This window comes from Oribacterium sp. NK2B42 (genome assembly GCF_000424445.1).
GTDB lineage: Bacteria > Bacillota > Clostridia > Lachnospirales > Lachnospiraceae > Oribacterium.
Window position 1 is genome coordinate 17,568 of record NZ_AUJX01000015.1, and the last position, 15,381, is coordinate 32,948.

Sequence of the window (15,381 nt, forward strand, 5' to 3'; positions counted from 1 at the left end):
CACGTAAGTTGTTGTTAAGTGTAGGACCCGGTACGAAACCATTGTTGTCTGAAACTGAACCTTCTGTATCAGCCTCATATGCTGCGATAGCTGCTGCAATAACTGCCTGAATTGTATCATCGCTTGCAGCGGGAGCCGGTGCAGGAGCGGGAGCTGCCTTAGGAGCGGGAGCCGCTGCAGGTGCAGGAGCTGCTGCTTTATTCTTGGCCTCTTTGCTCTCCTTCATCTTCTTCTCAAATACACCGATGTACTTGAAAAGAGAGATGATCCATGCAATAAAGATGAGAACTGCAAATACTGTTCCCATACCAACAACGAGGTTGCCAGCGGCATCACCCATGAGCTCTGACATTGAATAAACCGGCTCAAAGGTCATTTCTGTTGTGGCACCTGTCATCTCATTGATGCCAAGGGTGAGTTTAAGGACTCTCTTTTGAAATGTTGAATCTATTTCGATTCGATAGCCTTCTTCTGTTTTTGAAGCTTCGGCACTATCCACACTTACAAAGGAACCAAGACGATCAATGCTGTTTATATAGTTTGTAAGACCGTTGTATGTGATGGCATCCTTTGTCTTAAATGCAGTATCGATCTGTTTCTGAATATCTTCTGCAGAAAGCTTATAGATACTCTGCTCTGCATACTGCATTGCCTGCTGCTCAAGTGCTGACTTGATAGTCGGGTCAATGGACTCAACTGTCTTGTTGTTTGAACTTCCGCAGGCGGCAAGTGTGATAACGGAAAGTACAAGAGCTAAACAGAGGGCAGCTTTTCTAAACCACTGTTTCATTCTGTCTCCTCTCATTAAACTGTTCCGTTTTTCTTGTTTGGTCTGTAAACGCTCTTCCATCCGAGCATCTGAAGAGAAGCTGCGATTCTCTGCCTTGTCTCCTGAGGCTCGATGATCTCGTCTACATATCCTCTCTTAGCTGCAGCAAGTGCAGTATTCTCTTCTGCAAACTTCTTTGCAAGTTCTGCGTCACCGTCTGCAACAACCTTTGCAGCCTGGTCTGCATCCATAACACCGATTTTTGAGTTATTGAATGCATAAACGATGTCTGCGCCGAGAGCCTTGGCACCGAACGTAAGACCTGCTGTACCAAGTGCGTTCTTAACAACTGTGATAACAGGTACATCAGCGTTGCTGTATGCATAAGCAAGCTTTGCAGCTGCTGTAGGCATATGCTTTTCTGTGCACTCACAGTTGCAGTAGCCTGTTACGTCAACTACAGAAATAACAGGAAGGTCGAAAGCATTGGCAAAAGAAACAAGTCTTGCTGCCTTATCGGCACCCTTCCAGGTAAGCTTCTGGCTCTTGTTTGCAACGATTGCAACAGTCTCTCCGCCAATCTGAGCGAAACCTGTTACAACATCCTTTGAGTATCCCTTCTTTGTCTCAAGGAAGATACCGTTATCTGCAAGCTGCTTAACCGCCTCATCAGCGTCAAGTGTATCGAATGAAAGAACAGCACGGTTAAGATCGTCTGTGCTCTCATCGAGAACTCCGCCATCTGTATTATTACCGGGTAATACAGCCACTAATTTGCGAATCTGAGCAAATACTTCATCTTCTGTACCATCAAAATCAACAAGTCCGAATTCCTCGCGCTTTGCTGCTTTGGCAATCTCATCGTCCTTGTTGCCGATAACGGCATCAGGAGCATTTACAAAAGCCTTGGCCTTTGTGCTCTCCATAAGGACATAATCGGAAAGACCTGCGAGAACTGTAAGTCCGCCGCCGCAATTTCCGAAAATTGCCGTGATCTGAGGAATCTGACCACTTGCAAGTGTCTGCTTCTTATAAATGCGTCCGAGACCAAACAAAGAGTCATTAGCCTCTTCAAGTCTGACACCTGAGCAATCTACAAGAGCGATTACAGGAGCCTGATTTTTCATCGCCATTGAGTAAATGTTGGCAATCTTTCTGGCATGCATCTCTCCGATTGAACCACCGAGAACTGCGGAGTCCTGTGCATAAACATACACAAGGTTACCGTCAATTGTTCCGTAGCCGGTTACAACACCATCGGAAGGTGCTTTCTTTTCAGCAAGGTTGAAATCTGTTGATCTTGCTTCAACAAGACGGCCGACTTCAACGAAGCTGAACTCATCGAGCAGTGACTGAATTCTTGTCAGAGCTGATGATGTTGACTGATTATCCATGTTTTATCCTCCATTTCATATATAAACAAAGGGCATAATACACCCCGGTTTATGTCTCATATATTGTAATCTATAGATATGCAATATTCAACATGATTTTAAGTTATAAACCTCAGCCCTTTCGGATAGTGGTTTTTTATTTGATTATTGACGAGCTTTCCGAGGCCGAGAGCTATGCCGTCACAGGTTACTATAACCCATCCCTTCCCTGAAACTCCCTCCGGAGCCGGAATCTGAAGTCCCTTCAGGTACTGTTCTGTTTCGGGTGCATCTGAGCTGTAGTCTGAGACAGATAATTCATAGTTATTCAATTCTTCGGGATCGTTAAGATTGATGGCGTGAGTCAGGGCATGCTCGGGCTCAATGCGTTTCCCGAGGTCTGAGGCTTTAAGGATTCCGGTTCGGAATGTTTTAAGTCCTTTCAGATTAGGCGTAAAGGGTGGGATCAGATAGATCTGGTCTTTCAGCTTTACTTCCTTATAGTTCATAGCGGAGATGCTGCTGCCCGGAATAAAGGCAGATGCATCATCCGATGCTGCAGCGCTTTCAAAAGGGTCTTTTCCTGCTTTTCTGAAAACGGCAATGTAGTGCCCTTCTCCTTTTTCAAGGTGGGGCCATACGCGTTTTTCGAAAATAAGCTCCATATCTTCATGCTCTTTAAGGATGAAATCTCTGATATCCTCATCCTCTTCTTTTTCAAAGGTACAGGTTGAATAACATATCTTCCCTCCGGCAGAGAGCATCCTGTAAGCATTGGAAACAATATCCTTCTGACGCTCGGCACAAAGCCTGACATTTTCCGGAGACCATTCATTTACTGCAGTTTCATCTTTTCTGAACATGCCCTCTCCTGAACATGGAGCATCAACGATGATCCTGGTGAAATATTCCGGGAAATGACCGGCAAGCTTTCCTGTGTCTTCGTTTGTTACAGCCGCATTTGTTATGCCCATTCGCTCAATGTTTGAACTCAGAGTTCTGGCCCTTAAGGCTACATAATCATTTGATAAAAGAAATCCCCCGTGTTCGGGTGAAAGCATATCCGCTGCCTGGGTTGATTTCCCGCCGGGACTTGCACAAAGATCGGCGACTCTGTCGAAGGGGCGGATATCGAGATGTGCTACTGCCTGCATGGCTTCTGTGCCCTGAATGTAATATAAGCCGGCTTCATGATAAGGATGCTTTCCCGGACGGATACCTTTTTGAAGAAGATATTCCTCGTTCATATAGAATTCACGGTAATATTTTTTTCCTTTGTGGATGATGTAACTGGCGTCTTTCAGGGGTTCCAGCTTCCATTCCTCCACAAGACTATCATAAGTGATCCTGGTTGATGAACAGGAGCTCTCATTGGCTATGAGCTTTTTCAGGTTTAGACGAAGTCCCCGGACCGGAGGAGCATCGTAGCTTCGGATGAAAGCCTCATACTGGTCAGTTTCAGGAAGCAACTGCTTCATTCTGTTTAAATAATCCTGTGGTAATGTAATCATATGCACCCCATTATATATAGAAAAAACGGTACACCCTGAGTGCACCGTTTCATGCTGATAAAACAAACAATAATTAAAGGTCGATTCTGTAATCAGAACTTCCTACGCCGTCAATTGTGTAATATGCGGCAGATTCTGCAACATTAACATACACATCTACAGACTGTACGTCAGTCTTGATGGCCTTGGCAGCAGCGATGGCATCGTCCTGGAGCTTGGAAGGCTCATAATCTCTGCCATTGATCTGTAATGTGATATATGTTGATACCTCGGCTTTTGCTGCATCAGCAGGCTTCTTTTCTGCAGGCTTCTTTGCAGTAACCTTGGTCTCAGCCTTGGTTTCGATTTTTTTAGCCTCAGGCTTCTCTGCAGCTTCCTTCTTTTCTGCAGCCTTTGCGGTTTCGGTTTTTGCAGCAGGTTTCTTTGCTGTTTCCTTTACTGTTGCAGCAGCCTTCTTGATCTCAGCGAAGGATTCCTTGAGTGCCTCATCCTTTGTGGCTGTCGCCTTTGAATTATTCTCCATACCTTTATCTCCCCGTTTTTTAGAATTCGAATAATACATTTTTCTTGGAAAAATCGTATGATTCCGTGTTTCCTTAGCATTATATTTCTGTGATTTCGCTTTGTCAATAAAAGCGGTCTGAAATGTGGTAAGCCATATAAAACAAAACACTGAACCCAAGGTAAAACCAGGTAGCCGGATTTGAGAACCAGGTTGTAAAGAAAGAAAAAGAAAAATAAAAAGCAAGCTCAGCATATATGAGTCTTGAAAACGGATTAACATCTTTGTTATGCACATAAAGGATAATGCCGGTAACCAGCCCCAGGATGATTGCAAAAATAATCACACCTGCGATCCCGAAATCGTACCAGGCATCATAAAGCAGAGTTACGGTTGTGAGCTCCTCTTTATTGGTGAATAAGGGAAATGCCATGCCGAGGGACGGAAAAAGGAATTTGAGTCCGGTCAGAGTGATCACCGGATACAGCATTTTAAGACCACATGAATGTAAGCTGAGCTCCTGAGTCATTACATTAAAATTGTCATAGTTGTTGGCTATATACATGTAGGGCTGGGTTATAAAGATCGGAGTTTGTGGATCCTTCATTTCGAATATCCCATTAAGATACTCCACGGAATGTGCCCTTTCTATGGTGATGATCACATATACGAGTATAAGCAATATGCCAAGTATAAGAATTTGCCAAAGCTTGTATTTCTTTCCGGAAACCGTTGTGACAAAAATGGCAAGGATCGCCGCAAACATAAACTGAAATCTCGAGACCAGAAGAACACAAAGGATCAATGGGGCGAAAAGACCTATGCCTGATATTATATCCGGAAGTAATGACAGCTTGTGCCTTTGGTCGATATAAAGCATCGTTACGCCCGGAATCAAAATAGCCAGAGTTGTAAAATAATGAATCCCTTTCAGATGGAAATAACTGTAGGCGTGTGGAGTGTCAACCGTAAACAGCGGAATAAATTGTAGTTTCCAGGCTTCGAAAAAGAAGCAGACCCAGGATAAAAATGTCACAGACAGTATAACAACTTTAAATATGAAGAGTTTACTTTTCTTTGAATCAGTTAATGAGCTGATTTTGATAAAATGCTTTTGATTAAGCAACTGCTCCGCGTATTTTGATGTGAAATAAAAAATCAGGTAAAAAATATAAAATGATCCCCAGGTGGAAAGTGTCCAGTCTGTAGACAGATTACTTAATTGAAGACGGGCAATGCCCTCGCCTCCCAGAAGCCCCAAAGCCATAAGGCCTCTAAGATTCAGAAGCTCTTTTGAAATCTGTTTTTCTTTTAGATAAATAAATACAGCGATACCTATAAGACAAGCTGCAGATAGAGCGGATAAACCCGCTCTACCTGTAATGAAGCTCAGTATATAGGCTGCTGTATATATGATAAGTATTTTAATGTCTTCCATAATCAATTATGTGAGGTTTCTTCTACAGTTTCTACAGGGGATTGTTCGGTTTCTCCGGACGAATCGTTTTCTTCCGGTTTTGTTTCCCCATCGTGAACTTCTCTTCCGCTTTCTGTGACATTGGAAGATGGCTCAGACGAATCAACAGATTCGGATTCGCTATGTTCGGAAGAAGCTTCTGTCTGGTGTGGAAGCGTCTCGGATTCAGGAAGCGAAGGTGTCGGATTATCCGGATTTGCCTGGCCCGGAGAAGGGGCGGGTGCCGGATTTCCGTGATTATCTTTAATATCAGGAAGCTTCTCTATACGTACAAGAACATTGATCTGAGGATCCTGGTCTTTCGCCAGCTCGACACCTGCGGGAAGGATCTGTGACAAGTCATAGGTTACTGACACACTATCCCGTGCTTCGTTAATGTTTATCTCCGGCAACTGGAAAACAGTCATGGAATCGATCACTCCGGGTAATGAAGACAAAGCTACACTATCGGGAGATACCGTGGTTGATTCATACTGATATCCTGCAGCAGGAGTTCCTGTTACGGATGAAAGAAGGTTTATATTTTTTTCTTTATGTACTGTAACAGAGTAATCTATATTATCTTCGTTACTGGTCACACCCTGAAGATTGGTCAGCTTGTTACCGTTGGCATCATAATATACAAGCTGGGCTATACCTTCCTGGTTCGAGGATATGCCCGTCACATCTATTTCTATACCAACTGCAGATATTCGACCGATCTCGGACTCCTTGCCGGTTATATATACCGATTCCGGACTGGAAGCGACATTTACTACGCGATATCCGGATTTGGGATCGCCGGTAGTGGCATATTTGATGTCAAATTTCTTTTTCTGTATGTTTTCCAGGGTTATCTTTACAACAGAAGGACGTATCTGAATGTTGTCTATTATTGATTCCTTGCCATTGAGAACTTCGTAGTAAACGGGTACGGAACCGGTTATGCTGTAATCCGACAGACTTATATAGGCACGGAAATCCGAGCTTGAGATGGATGACCGCATATCTGTTCTTACATTATAAGAAACAGTTACACTTGTCCTGTCAGCAACCCAGGTTTTAGCATCAGAATCAAAAGCATTCTGGTTTAATACTTCTAAAGTTACGGTTCTGGAGTCGCTGATTTCAGGCTTGGAAACATTTACAACCAAAACCCATATAATAAATGCAAGAAAGAGGCTTAATGCTTTAAGAGAAAAGTTTTCGGTGAAAAAACGTCTGATCATAGCTTATGCTCCTTTCTTGAATTGCGGAAGAAAGGAAAACGATTTGAAGCCGTATCGTTACCGGATTCATCCTTTTGTACAGGCAGCATCGCTCTCAGAGCCTCTGCATCATTTGCGCGTTTTAAAACACCGTTAACGGCTACCGAAACACGACCGGTTTCTTCTGAGACCACAACAGTTATGGCATCCGAAGATTCGGATATGCCCAGTGCAGCTCTGTGTCTGGTGCCGTAATCCTTTGAAATTTCTGTTTCTGACAAAGGCAGGTAACAGGTTGCGGATATTATCCTGTCGCCCACAACAACTACAGCGCCATCGTGCAGTGGTGTGTTCTTTTCAAAAATATTGATAAGCAGTGCAGCCGTGACAAGACCGTTGATGCGTATACCGGTAGCGGCTATTTCATTTAAAGGCTGTTTCTGCTGGATAACAATAAGTGCACCGGTTTTCTTTTTTGCCATTTCAAAAGTAGCAACGATGATTTCGTTTATGGTATTTATGCCGGAATCTTCAATGTTGCTTCCGGGAAATAAGCTTGTGAAAAAGTTGCGGGTTCCCAGCTGCTCAAGTGCTTTTCTGAGCTCGGGCTGAAAGATTACAACAGCGGCAATGATAAATACAGTGGAGATCCTCTCAATCAACCACATTATGGTTGAAAGCTGCATCGCCCATGCGATAACGATGAAGGCACCTATTACAGCAAGGCCCTTTAAAAGTGCAAAGGCACGGGTGTTCTTGATCCAAAGCAGGAACTCGTAGACTATGACTGCAAGGATCACAATCTCGACTATATTGGGCAGATAAAATGGTGGAAGCAGACTAAACCAGCTTCTCAGTTTTGGAAAAATATCTGGCATCAATTCTCATCCTCATCTAATGATTTTAATTTAGGGATAGCTTTTACATAGTAAATATAATCATCATCTTCAAAGCGAAGACGTTCTGTTCGTTGGTAATCAACTGCATGAAATGCAAATACATACAGCAGAGAAATCAGGCAGGAAACGATAAGTCCCGCCAAAATTCCAAATAATGAAAAATCCAATTCAAAATGCATATAACCGCAAACGGAAATAATGATAATAGATATGACGCCGGCGATAACCGCAACTATCCAATTGGACTCAAAAGATATCTGACTTATGATAAACACTATTACAATGCAAAATGCAAAAGCAGCCATAGTGATAATGATCTCTTTATCTTTAAACAGATTGCCAAACAATCCTGCGTATGCTGTTGCCATAGCCGTTATGTCGGTGCCGATGGCGATTTTTGACAGAGATGCATTAACAGAAATGTACTCTATCAGATAGTATAACATAACTCCGATGGATACGGGTACGGTTGACATAAGACCTAATGATAACCCGGCGATTATCGGAATTACATATGGGATGTGAATGTAGAAAAACAGTGGAACAAGCGCTATAAGGATAGCATTTCCTGCCCTGAAGGTGGATTGGATCAGAGCAGCCAGTAATAAGACTATGCCTGCAACCAGGAAAATTTCCAGAGATCCAGCGTAAGCATTACCCAGGATAAGCATGCTGAAAAAAACAGGTATACAAGTCCACGGTAAAAAGGAACAAAGAATAGAAGCTGCTATACAAATAAGCGGGTTTGAAAGCATGTCGCTGTAGCCTATATTGCTGTTCACTGTGAAAAAGCAGAGAAAGGCAGTAATGGCCTTGATCACAGGTAAGACCCAATAATCATTTTCGGTATAAAATTTTTGTAAAGACTCTCTCACTCTTATCATTTGTATCTAAAGCCTTTCATTTATCTCTTTTTCGAATGTTCAGTACATCTATGCCGTCGTCATCCATATCTTCATCAAGCCAACTGCCTTGGGACTCTCCCTTTTTGTTATAAGAGGAACTCTTACGGGGCGTATCAACGATGGGATCATCGAGCCAGCCTCCTTCCGGATCTACGGATGTTCCGCCGTCTTTTACGAATGTATGAAACTGCGGGCGGACCGATTCCCAGGTATTGTGAACGTCATCGTATATTCGTATCCTTCCGCCGGTTTCCCTATAATATTCGGCTTCGTCTTTTGTTACATCTATGTAATCAAATTCGTTCTCCTGCATACGGAGCAGCTTGTCAAGCTTAGCTGTATAGAAAAGACTTTTGCGATGAGCATTATCATAGCTTAAGGAACAACGTATATAAGATCCGAGAATTATGATCACCATTCCGATAAGGTAAACATACAGGATTGTATGAAGTGAAGTCATGATAAACGGAATGTTAAGATGCAGCAGCACTTCTTCTATATTCACTATGGCAAGGATGATGCCTATAACGATAAAACAGAGGGTGTAATAAATGGATGCAGTAAGGATCCCACGTGAAATATAATCACCTTTAAAATATTTACTTGTTTCTATGATCCCTTTTCCCTCTTTTTTCTCATATATGGATAACTGGACCATAAGGCGGATCTTTTCAACATTCAGCATCTGATTTATCCTCAATATTAGTAGCCGCGAACTGTTCTTGATCTTTCGGCATACGGTGAATCCGGGAAACTTCCGACTATTTTATCGAACAAGGCATTAGCTTCCTCGGTATGTCCCATGGACTGATATAATCTTGCAAGCAGGAAGAGATTTTCCGGCTCTTCACGTATGGTCACACTGAGCATGTAAAGTTCGGCAGCAGTCTCCTGCGAACCTGCGTTCCACTCAGCTGTAGCCTTATCGGCAAGCTCCTGGTAAACTGAGCTTTCCATGATATGTTTAATGTTCTGATATTGGGCGGCAAGATTTTCATCAACTATCTGAGACGCATCAAGACCTGTGAACAGCTGTGCTGCCAGGACAGAATCTCCCTTATCATAAGCTACAGAAATCTGGTTAAGAGCCTGATACTGCCCCATAAAAGATTCGTTGGCGTTTTGGAACTGCTCTACCTGAAGCGCAGCTGATTCGTACTGCTTCTGAAGAGAATCATACTGACTTTTCAGATCACTGTACTCTCTGTTTGCACTGTCAAGCTTTTCGGTATAAGAGATGAGTTCCTGATTATTGCTTGCGTTAATGGCTTTTTCTTTTGCCGGTAATACAAGCAAGTTGAAGGCCAATAAAGCCAGCACCAAACCCACAAGTATGTTTACAATGACCATCCATGGAGATAGTTCCTTTACCTCCTGAGGTATAAGAACATCATCATCAGTCATTTTACGATGTGAAAAAGCGTTTTTAAGTCTGTTTTGCTCGACTTCCTTTCGACCGGTTTTTTGCTTTACCTCATCCATAAGCACAAGTGCTTTTGGATTATTTCGGTCAATTTTTAAAACCTTGTATAAGCTTCTGCCGGCTTTGACCCAGTCTTCACGCTTCATATAAAGAAGAGCCAGAAGAATGTGAGCTTTTATATAGTTTGGACTATCCTGGATAACCTGGTTAAGCTGCATTATGGCCAGATCCTCATTGTTGTTCTGGGCATAGGATAAAGCCTGGTTGTAGCGTTTTACATTGTCTGAGCAAATACGGATAATGGCAGGTTTACGCTGGATTTCTTCAAGGTAATAATCTGCTCTGTTGTTTTCCGGAAGAAGGTTCATGCTGATGATCCATTGAACAAGAGCATCTGCTGTTTCACCGCATTCGAAAAAAATAAGCCCCAAAAGGTTTCTGGCATCCTTCTGATATTTGTCAAATTGAAGGGATTTTTTCAGCAGTTCGGCCGCCCCGCTGAGATCGCGTAATTTTGCGCGTTCCAGCGCGAGATTATAGTAGCAGTTGGAGATGCGTTCCAGGGTTAAATCATATTTCATTTTTCGGAATCCTTCTTTGTCTTGATTGCATCCTCAATCAGCTTGGTCATGATATCGTTCATATCAGTGAGGTCAACTTTTACGATGGCGTCTTCTATCTGATCCACATCAAGGCTTGGTTTAAATCTTTGTATTTCACTTTCGTAATTAATCATATATATCTCTCTGTTTAAGCTTGATTTCAGCTTACGGTTGTATGATCATGCTGTTCTTGACACTTATAGGTGTTTAGATTAAAATTTGCAAAGTGTCAAAAATACGGCATAAATAATAGCTTATCAAACAAGTTTAGCACATCTTACCAGGGCATTCAAGGAAGATAAACCGGCGCTTTATGACACTTGCGTAATGAAAATGTAATTGATTGAAAGCTTTAGAAACGTATTCCTAAGCCCGGATGGTTTAGCTGTAAATGTTTCCGACAGGAGGATAGATGGAAGGTTTAGTAAATTCTATAACACAGAATCTGCAGGGGGTTGTATCTAAGGAAATGATAGTTTTTATCATCTCCATGATGCCGGTTCTTGAACTTAGAGGAGGTCTTTTGGCGGCTTCGATTCTTAATGTTCCATACATTAAGGCGTTGATCATATGTGTGGTTGGCAATCTTCTGCCCATTCCGTTTGTGCTGTTCTTTATTGAAAAGATAGTTATGGCACTTGAGAAATTTGGACCAACAAAAAGAATTGCAATGATGCTGAGAAATAAGGTTGAAAAAAACCGTGAAGCCATAGAGAAGTACGATTTTTGGGGACTGGTTTTATTTGTAGGGATACCGTTACCTGGAACCGGAGCATGGACAGGTTCTCTTGTGGCCGGGCTCCTTCATATGAAAAGAAGAAAAGCTATTCCTGCAATACTTACCGGAGTGGTTATGGCTTCGGTTATCATGTCGATTATTTCATATGGTATTCTCGGAAATATCATACGTTAAAAAATATTCTGAACAAATTATATCAAAAGGCACCTTCGGGTGCTTTTTTTGATGGATAAGATAGAAAAATGCAGAAAAAAAGATGCAGGAGCCCGAGCTTCTGCATCTTTTTTTCTACTGCGGAGAAAGGGACTTGAACCCTCATGAGTGTTACCTCACACGGACCTGAACCGTGCGCGTCTGCCATTCCGCCACCTCCGCGAACCATTAGATATTAGCATATTAGGATTGCCCCGTCAATATCAAAATAAACTGGGTTCAGATCAAAATAAACAGGCAGAGCCTCAAAATAAGCGGGGTTCAGAGCTTAAGACTGCGTGAAATTCAGGTATGAAGTGAAGCTGCGGGAATGACAAGAGAAAAACCATATGGGGTTCTCGCCCCTGAACCGTTTAAATAAAAAAATACCCGGTGCTGAAACACCGGGTAAAATGATCAATCTCTGATTCAGATTACTTGTTGATCTGAGCCTTAGCTGTCTCGGCAAGCTTTGCAAATCCCTCAGGATCAGCGATAGCTACCTCTGAAAGCATCTTACGGTTCATGTCAACACCAGCTGACTTAAGACCGAACATGAACTTGCTGTATGAAAGACCGTTAAGTCTTGCTGCAGCATTGATACGTGCGATCCAAAGCTGTCTGAACTGTCTCTTTCTCTCCTTACGTCCTCTGTAAGACTCTGTGAGAGCTCTCATTACGCTCTGCTTAGCTACTCTGTAGTGTTTTGAACGAGATCCTCTGTAGCCCTTAGCAAGCTTGAGTACTCTATTATGCTTCTTCTTAGCGTTTAATCCGCCCTTAATTCTCATTTTAATTTCCTCCTCTAAAGACTACAAAAATTAAAGATATGGAAGAATCTTCTTCATTGTCTTTACGTTTGTTGCATCAACAACGATATCCTTGCGAAGACCTCTCTTACGCTTGGTTGTCTTCTTTGTAAGGATGTGTCTCTTATAAGCCTTGTTTCTTACGAGCTTGCCGGTTCCGGTAACCTTAAAGCGCTTAGCAGCTGCTTTCTTTGTCTTAAGCTTTAACTGTGCCATATTAGCCTCCTGTGAATTTACTTTTTAGGACTTATAACAATCGCCATATTTCTGCCTTCGATTTTTGCAGGTTTATCAAGGATCGCAATGTCCTTTAATTTCTCTGCAAACTCATCAAGGATGTACTTGGACTGATTCATACGGGACATCTCACGTCCTCTGAATCTGAGAGCAACCTTAACCTTGTTGCCCTTTTCAAGGAATTTTCTGGCAGCCGACAGCTTTGTGTTGAGATCATTGGTATCAATGTTTGGTGTCATACGAATCTCTTTGATCTCAGTTACATGCTGGTTCTTCTTGGCCTCTTTTTCCTTACGCATCATCTCATAGCGATATTTACCGAAATCGGCAATCTTGACAACAGGCGGCGTTGCATTGGCTGCTATCTTGATAAGATCAAGATCAGCGTCTTTTGCCATCATGTAAGCTTCCTTGGAGGACATGACACCTAACTGGTCTCCGTTTGCACCAATGACTCTTACTTCCTTGTCTCTAATCTGTTCGTTAATTTCGATGTCTGCGTTTTTCTTAATAGCCATAAACTCCTCTCCGTGATACAAGCTGTTAAAACAAAAAATATGGTGGATTGTAAGCCAAATCCACCATAATGAAAATACACGAAGTAATAATCAAATATGAACCCGGGTCAGTATCGTACTGCCGAGGTGAGGTGGATACCTACTTTCCTGTGTCTTAATAGACTAATGAAGTCTAACATTTCTTATAATAGCTGTCAAGGGATTTTTAAAAAAATGCTTGACAGGGATAAAAAAACTGAAATGTTTCAAAAAACTGACCGGCCTTTTATTCCGGTTTGTCCGGTGAATCGATTATGTCATCGATTATCTTGTAGATCTCCTGCAGACCCTGCTTGGTTTCGGCCGAGAAAGGAATCATGACACAATTCTCGGTTGCATTAAGACATTTTCTTATATCTGCGATCTGCTTTTTGACCTGAGATCTTTTGATTTTATCAACTTTGGTAAGTATGACAATGGGTTCAAATCCTGTGGACTGCTTCACAAAATCAAACATCTGCATATCCTGTTTTGAAGGATCGTGACGTATGTCGACAAACTGGATGACTTCTTCGATATCTTCCGAGGTCTCCAGATACTTGTTTATCATACGTCCCCATTTTTCCTGCTCTACGGCTCCGGTTGCGGCATAACCATAGCCCGGAAGGTCAACAAGGTAAAATTGATCGTTAATGTTGTAAAAATTTATGGTTCGTGTCTTACCGGGGGTCGAACTTGTTCTGGCATAGTTTTTCCGGTTGATGAAAGCATTAATGAAGGAGGATTTTCCTACATTTGACCTTCCTGCCATAACAAATTCAGGCTTCCCTGTTGAGGGAAGCTCTGATTTGACACCTAATACCTGATCGAGATTGACTGATAAGATTTTCAATGATTTCTCCTTTATGGTTCGACAGCCAGAGTTATGCTGATTGATTCTCACCTTTATTGAAGAATGAAGAGTCTTTACGTGATTTCTTTGATTGATCCTCATCCTTATGGGTTATTACAGGATCACCGTTGTTGCTGACAACATCCTCAGTTATCTCTACTGTTGAAATATCCGGCTCGGAAGGTATTTCATACATGATGTCTGTCATCATATCTTCCATGATGGAACGAAGACCTCTGGCGCCGGTTTTTCTTGCTACAGCCTTCTGTGCGATGGCTGAAACGGCATCTTCTGTGAACTCAAGGTTTACGCCATCTATCTCAAACAATTTCTTATACTGTTTTATAAGGGCGTTCTTAGGAGTTGTAAGTATCTGTTTAAGTGTATCAACATCATGAGACTGTAAGGTGACATCTACAGGTACTCTTCCTATGAACTCCGGAATGAGACCGAACTTTACAAGATCCTCAGGCTGAACTTCCTTGAGAACGTCATCGTAGTTTTCTTTGTTCTTTTCAACTATCTCGGCACCGAAACCTATGGAACCTGATGCAATACGCTTCTCTATAATATGCTCAAGTCCGTCAAAGGCTCCTCCGCAGATGAAAAGAATATTGGTGGTATCTATCTGTATAAGCTCCTGCTGAGGGTGCTTTCTTCCTCCCTGAGGGGGTACAGAAGCAACAGTGCCTTCAAGGATCTTAAGAAGAGCCTGCTGTACACCTTCGCCGGAAACATCACGGGTGATGGAAACATTCTCGGATTTCTTGGTGATCTTATCGATCTCATCGATATATATGATACCTATTTCTGCACGCTTTATATCATAATCTGCTGCCTGTATAAGCTTAAGCAGGATATTCTCTACGTCCTCTCCTACATAGCCGGCTTCTGTCAATGCTGTTGCATCGGCAATGGCAAAAGGCACACCAAGGATCTTGGCAAGGGTCTGTGCAAGATAGGTTTTTCCGGTACCGGTAGGACCGATCATGAGAATATTTGACTTTTGTACGTCTATATCCTTTATCTTCGAAGTGATTCTTTTATAGTGATTATAAACCGCAACGGAAAGAACCTTTTTTGCATCATCCTGGCCTATAACAAATTCGTCCAGGAAGTCCTTGATCTCCTTGGGCTTTAAAAGCCTGATGTCAGATGTATCTGCGGAAGAATCATCGGAGCCGGTTTCTTCATCCAGGATTTCCTGGCATAAATCAACACACTCATCGCAGATGTAGGTGTTATTAAGACCTGCAATAAGCTTATGCACCTGCTTGGCAGACTTTCCGCAAAATGAACAGCGGATCTTGTCTTCGGGTTTCATTGCCATATTTATACCTCATTATCAAATTGCCGGTTCTCGGGCC

The 15,381-nt window shown here is 42.3% G+C and carries 16 protein-coding genes, 1 tRNA gene and 1 pseudogene; 1 reads left to right on the plus strand and 17 read right to left on the minus strand.

Annotated features, from left to right (window positions below; all coding sequences use genetic code 11):
* Positions 1 to 85: 85 nt before the first annotated feature.
* From G625_RS23475 to G625_RS22725, 11 genes and pseudogenes are all read right to left on the minus strand, one after another.
* Positions 86 to 850: pseudogene (locus G625_RS23475) on the minus strand (OadG family protein); the annotation flags it as partial.
* Positions 805 to 2,163: a carboxyl transferase domain-containing protein gene (locus G625_RS0106585; RefSeq protein WP_029200485.1), complete on the minus strand. Its 1,359-nt coding sequence runs from the start codon at positions 2,161 to 2,163 to the stop codon at positions 805 to 807. The gene G625_RS0106585 and the pseudogene G625_RS23475, both read right to left, overlap by 46 nt.
* A 98-nt stretch (positions 2,164 to 2,261) precedes the next feature.
* Complete coding sequence (locus G625_RS0106590) at positions 2,262 to 3,653, minus strand: RsmF rRNA methyltransferase first C-terminal domain-containing protein (RefSeq protein WP_049895772.1); 1,392 nt, start codon at positions 3,651 to 3,653, stop codon at positions 2,262 to 2,264.
* A gap of 73 nt (positions 3,654 to 3,726) precedes the next feature.
* Complete coding sequence (locus G625_RS21115) at positions 3,727 to 4,176, minus strand: DUF6465 family protein (RefSeq protein WP_029200487.1); 450 nt, start codon at positions 4,174 to 4,176, stop codon at positions 3,727 to 3,729.
* Positions 4,177 to 4,279: 103 nt separating this feature from the next.
* Complete coding sequence (locus G625_RS0106600) at positions 4,280 to 5,593, minus strand: O-antigen polymerase (RefSeq protein ID WP_029200488.1); 1,314 nt, start codon at positions 5,591 to 5,593, stop codon at positions 4,280 to 4,282.
* A gap of 2 nt (positions 5,594 to 5,595) precedes the next feature.
* Entirely contained in the window at positions 5,596 to 6,840 is a 1,245-nt protein-coding gene (locus G625_RS18730; protein WP_049895773.1) for a CdaR family protein, read from the minus strand.
* Positions 6,837 to 7,697: a diadenylate cyclase CdaA gene (gene cdaA, locus G625_RS0106610; RefSeq protein ID WP_029200489.1), complete on the minus strand. Its 861-nt coding sequence runs from the start codon at positions 7,695 to 7,697 to the stop codon at positions 6,837 to 6,839. Before cdaA ends, G625_RS18730 begins: the two co-directional genes overlap by 4 nt.
* Positions 7,697 to 8,602 carry a hypothetical protein gene (locus G625_RS0106615; protein WP_029200490.1) on the minus strand — a complete coding sequence of 302 codons (906 nt, stop codon included), beginning with the start codon at positions 8,600 to 8,602 and terminating at the stop codon, positions 7,697 to 7,699. Before G625_RS0106615 ends, cdaA begins: the two co-directional genes overlap by 1 nt.
* A gap of 16 nt (positions 8,603 to 8,618) precedes the next feature.
* Positions 8,619 to 9,308 carry a hypothetical protein gene (locus G625_RS0106620; RefSeq protein WP_029200491.1) on the minus strand — a complete coding sequence of 230 codons (690 nt, stop codon included), beginning with the start codon at positions 9,306 to 9,308 and terminating at the stop codon, positions 8,619 to 8,621.
* 17 nt (positions 9,309 to 9,325) lie between these two features.
* Positions 9,326 to 10,627, minus strand: a complete 1,302-nt coding sequence (locus tag G625_RS0106625; RefSeq protein WP_029200492.1) for a tetratricopeptide repeat protein — start codon at positions 10,625 to 10,627, stop codon at positions 9,326 to 9,328.
* The gene (locus G625_RS22725; protein ID WP_198014873.1) at positions 10,624 to 10,782 is read right to left on the minus strand and encodes a hypothetical protein; all 159 of its coding nucleotides are present in this window, start codon (positions 10,780 to 10,782) and stop codon (positions 10,624 to 10,626) included. The genes G625_RS0106625 and G625_RS22725 overlap by 4 nt, the downstream gene beginning before the upstream one ends.
* Positions 10,783 to 11,060: 278 nt before the next feature.
* On the opposite strand from G625_RS22725, the gene G625_RS0106635 reads away from it, so the two are divergent.
* Complete coding sequence (locus G625_RS0106635) at positions 11,061 to 11,561, plus strand: COG2426 family protein (RefSeq protein WP_029200493.1); 501 nt, start codon at positions 11,061 to 11,063, stop codon at positions 11,559 to 11,561.
* Positions 11,562 to 11,679: 118 nt separating this feature from the next.
* Here G625_RS0106635 and G625_RS0106645 read toward each other — a convergent pair.
* From G625_RS0106645 to clpX, 6 genes are all read right to left on the minus strand, one after another.
* Positions 11,680 to 11,762: transfer RNA gene (locus G625_RS0106645), tRNA-Leu, on the minus strand.
* Positions 11,763 to 12,013: 251 nt separating this feature from the next.
* Entirely contained in the window at positions 12,014 to 12,370 is a 357-nt protein-coding gene (gene rplT, locus G625_RS0106650; RefSeq protein ID WP_029200494.1) for a 50S ribosomal protein L20, read from the minus strand.
* Positions 12,371 to 12,400: 30 nt separating this feature from the next.
* A complete protein-coding gene (rpmI, locus tag G625_RS0106655; protein WP_029200495.1) occupies positions 12,401 to 12,604 on the minus strand; it encodes a 50S ribosomal protein L35 in 204 nt (67 codons plus the stop codon).
* Between the two features lie 17 nt (positions 12,605 to 12,621).
* Positions 12,622 to 13,143, minus strand: coding sequence for a translation initiation factor IF-3 (infC, locus tag G625_RS0106660; protein ID WP_029200496.1), 522 nt, complete (start codon positions 13,141 to 13,143; stop codon positions 12,622 to 12,624).
* A 265-nt stretch (positions 13,144 to 13,408) separates the two neighbouring features.
* Positions 13,409 to 14,014, minus strand: coding sequence for a ribosome biogenesis GTP-binding protein YihA/YsxC (gene yihA, locus G625_RS0106665; protein ID WP_029200497.1), 606 nt, complete (start codon positions 14,012 to 14,014; stop codon positions 13,409 to 13,411).
* Between the two features lie 31 nt (positions 14,015 to 14,045).
* Complete coding sequence (clpX, locus tag G625_RS0106670; RefSeq protein ID WP_029200498.1) at positions 14,046 to 15,344, minus strand: ATP-dependent Clp protease ATP-binding subunit ClpX; 1,299 nt, start codon at positions 15,342 to 15,344, stop codon at positions 14,046 to 14,048.
* Between the last annotated feature and the right edge of the window lie 37 nt (positions 15,345 to 15,381).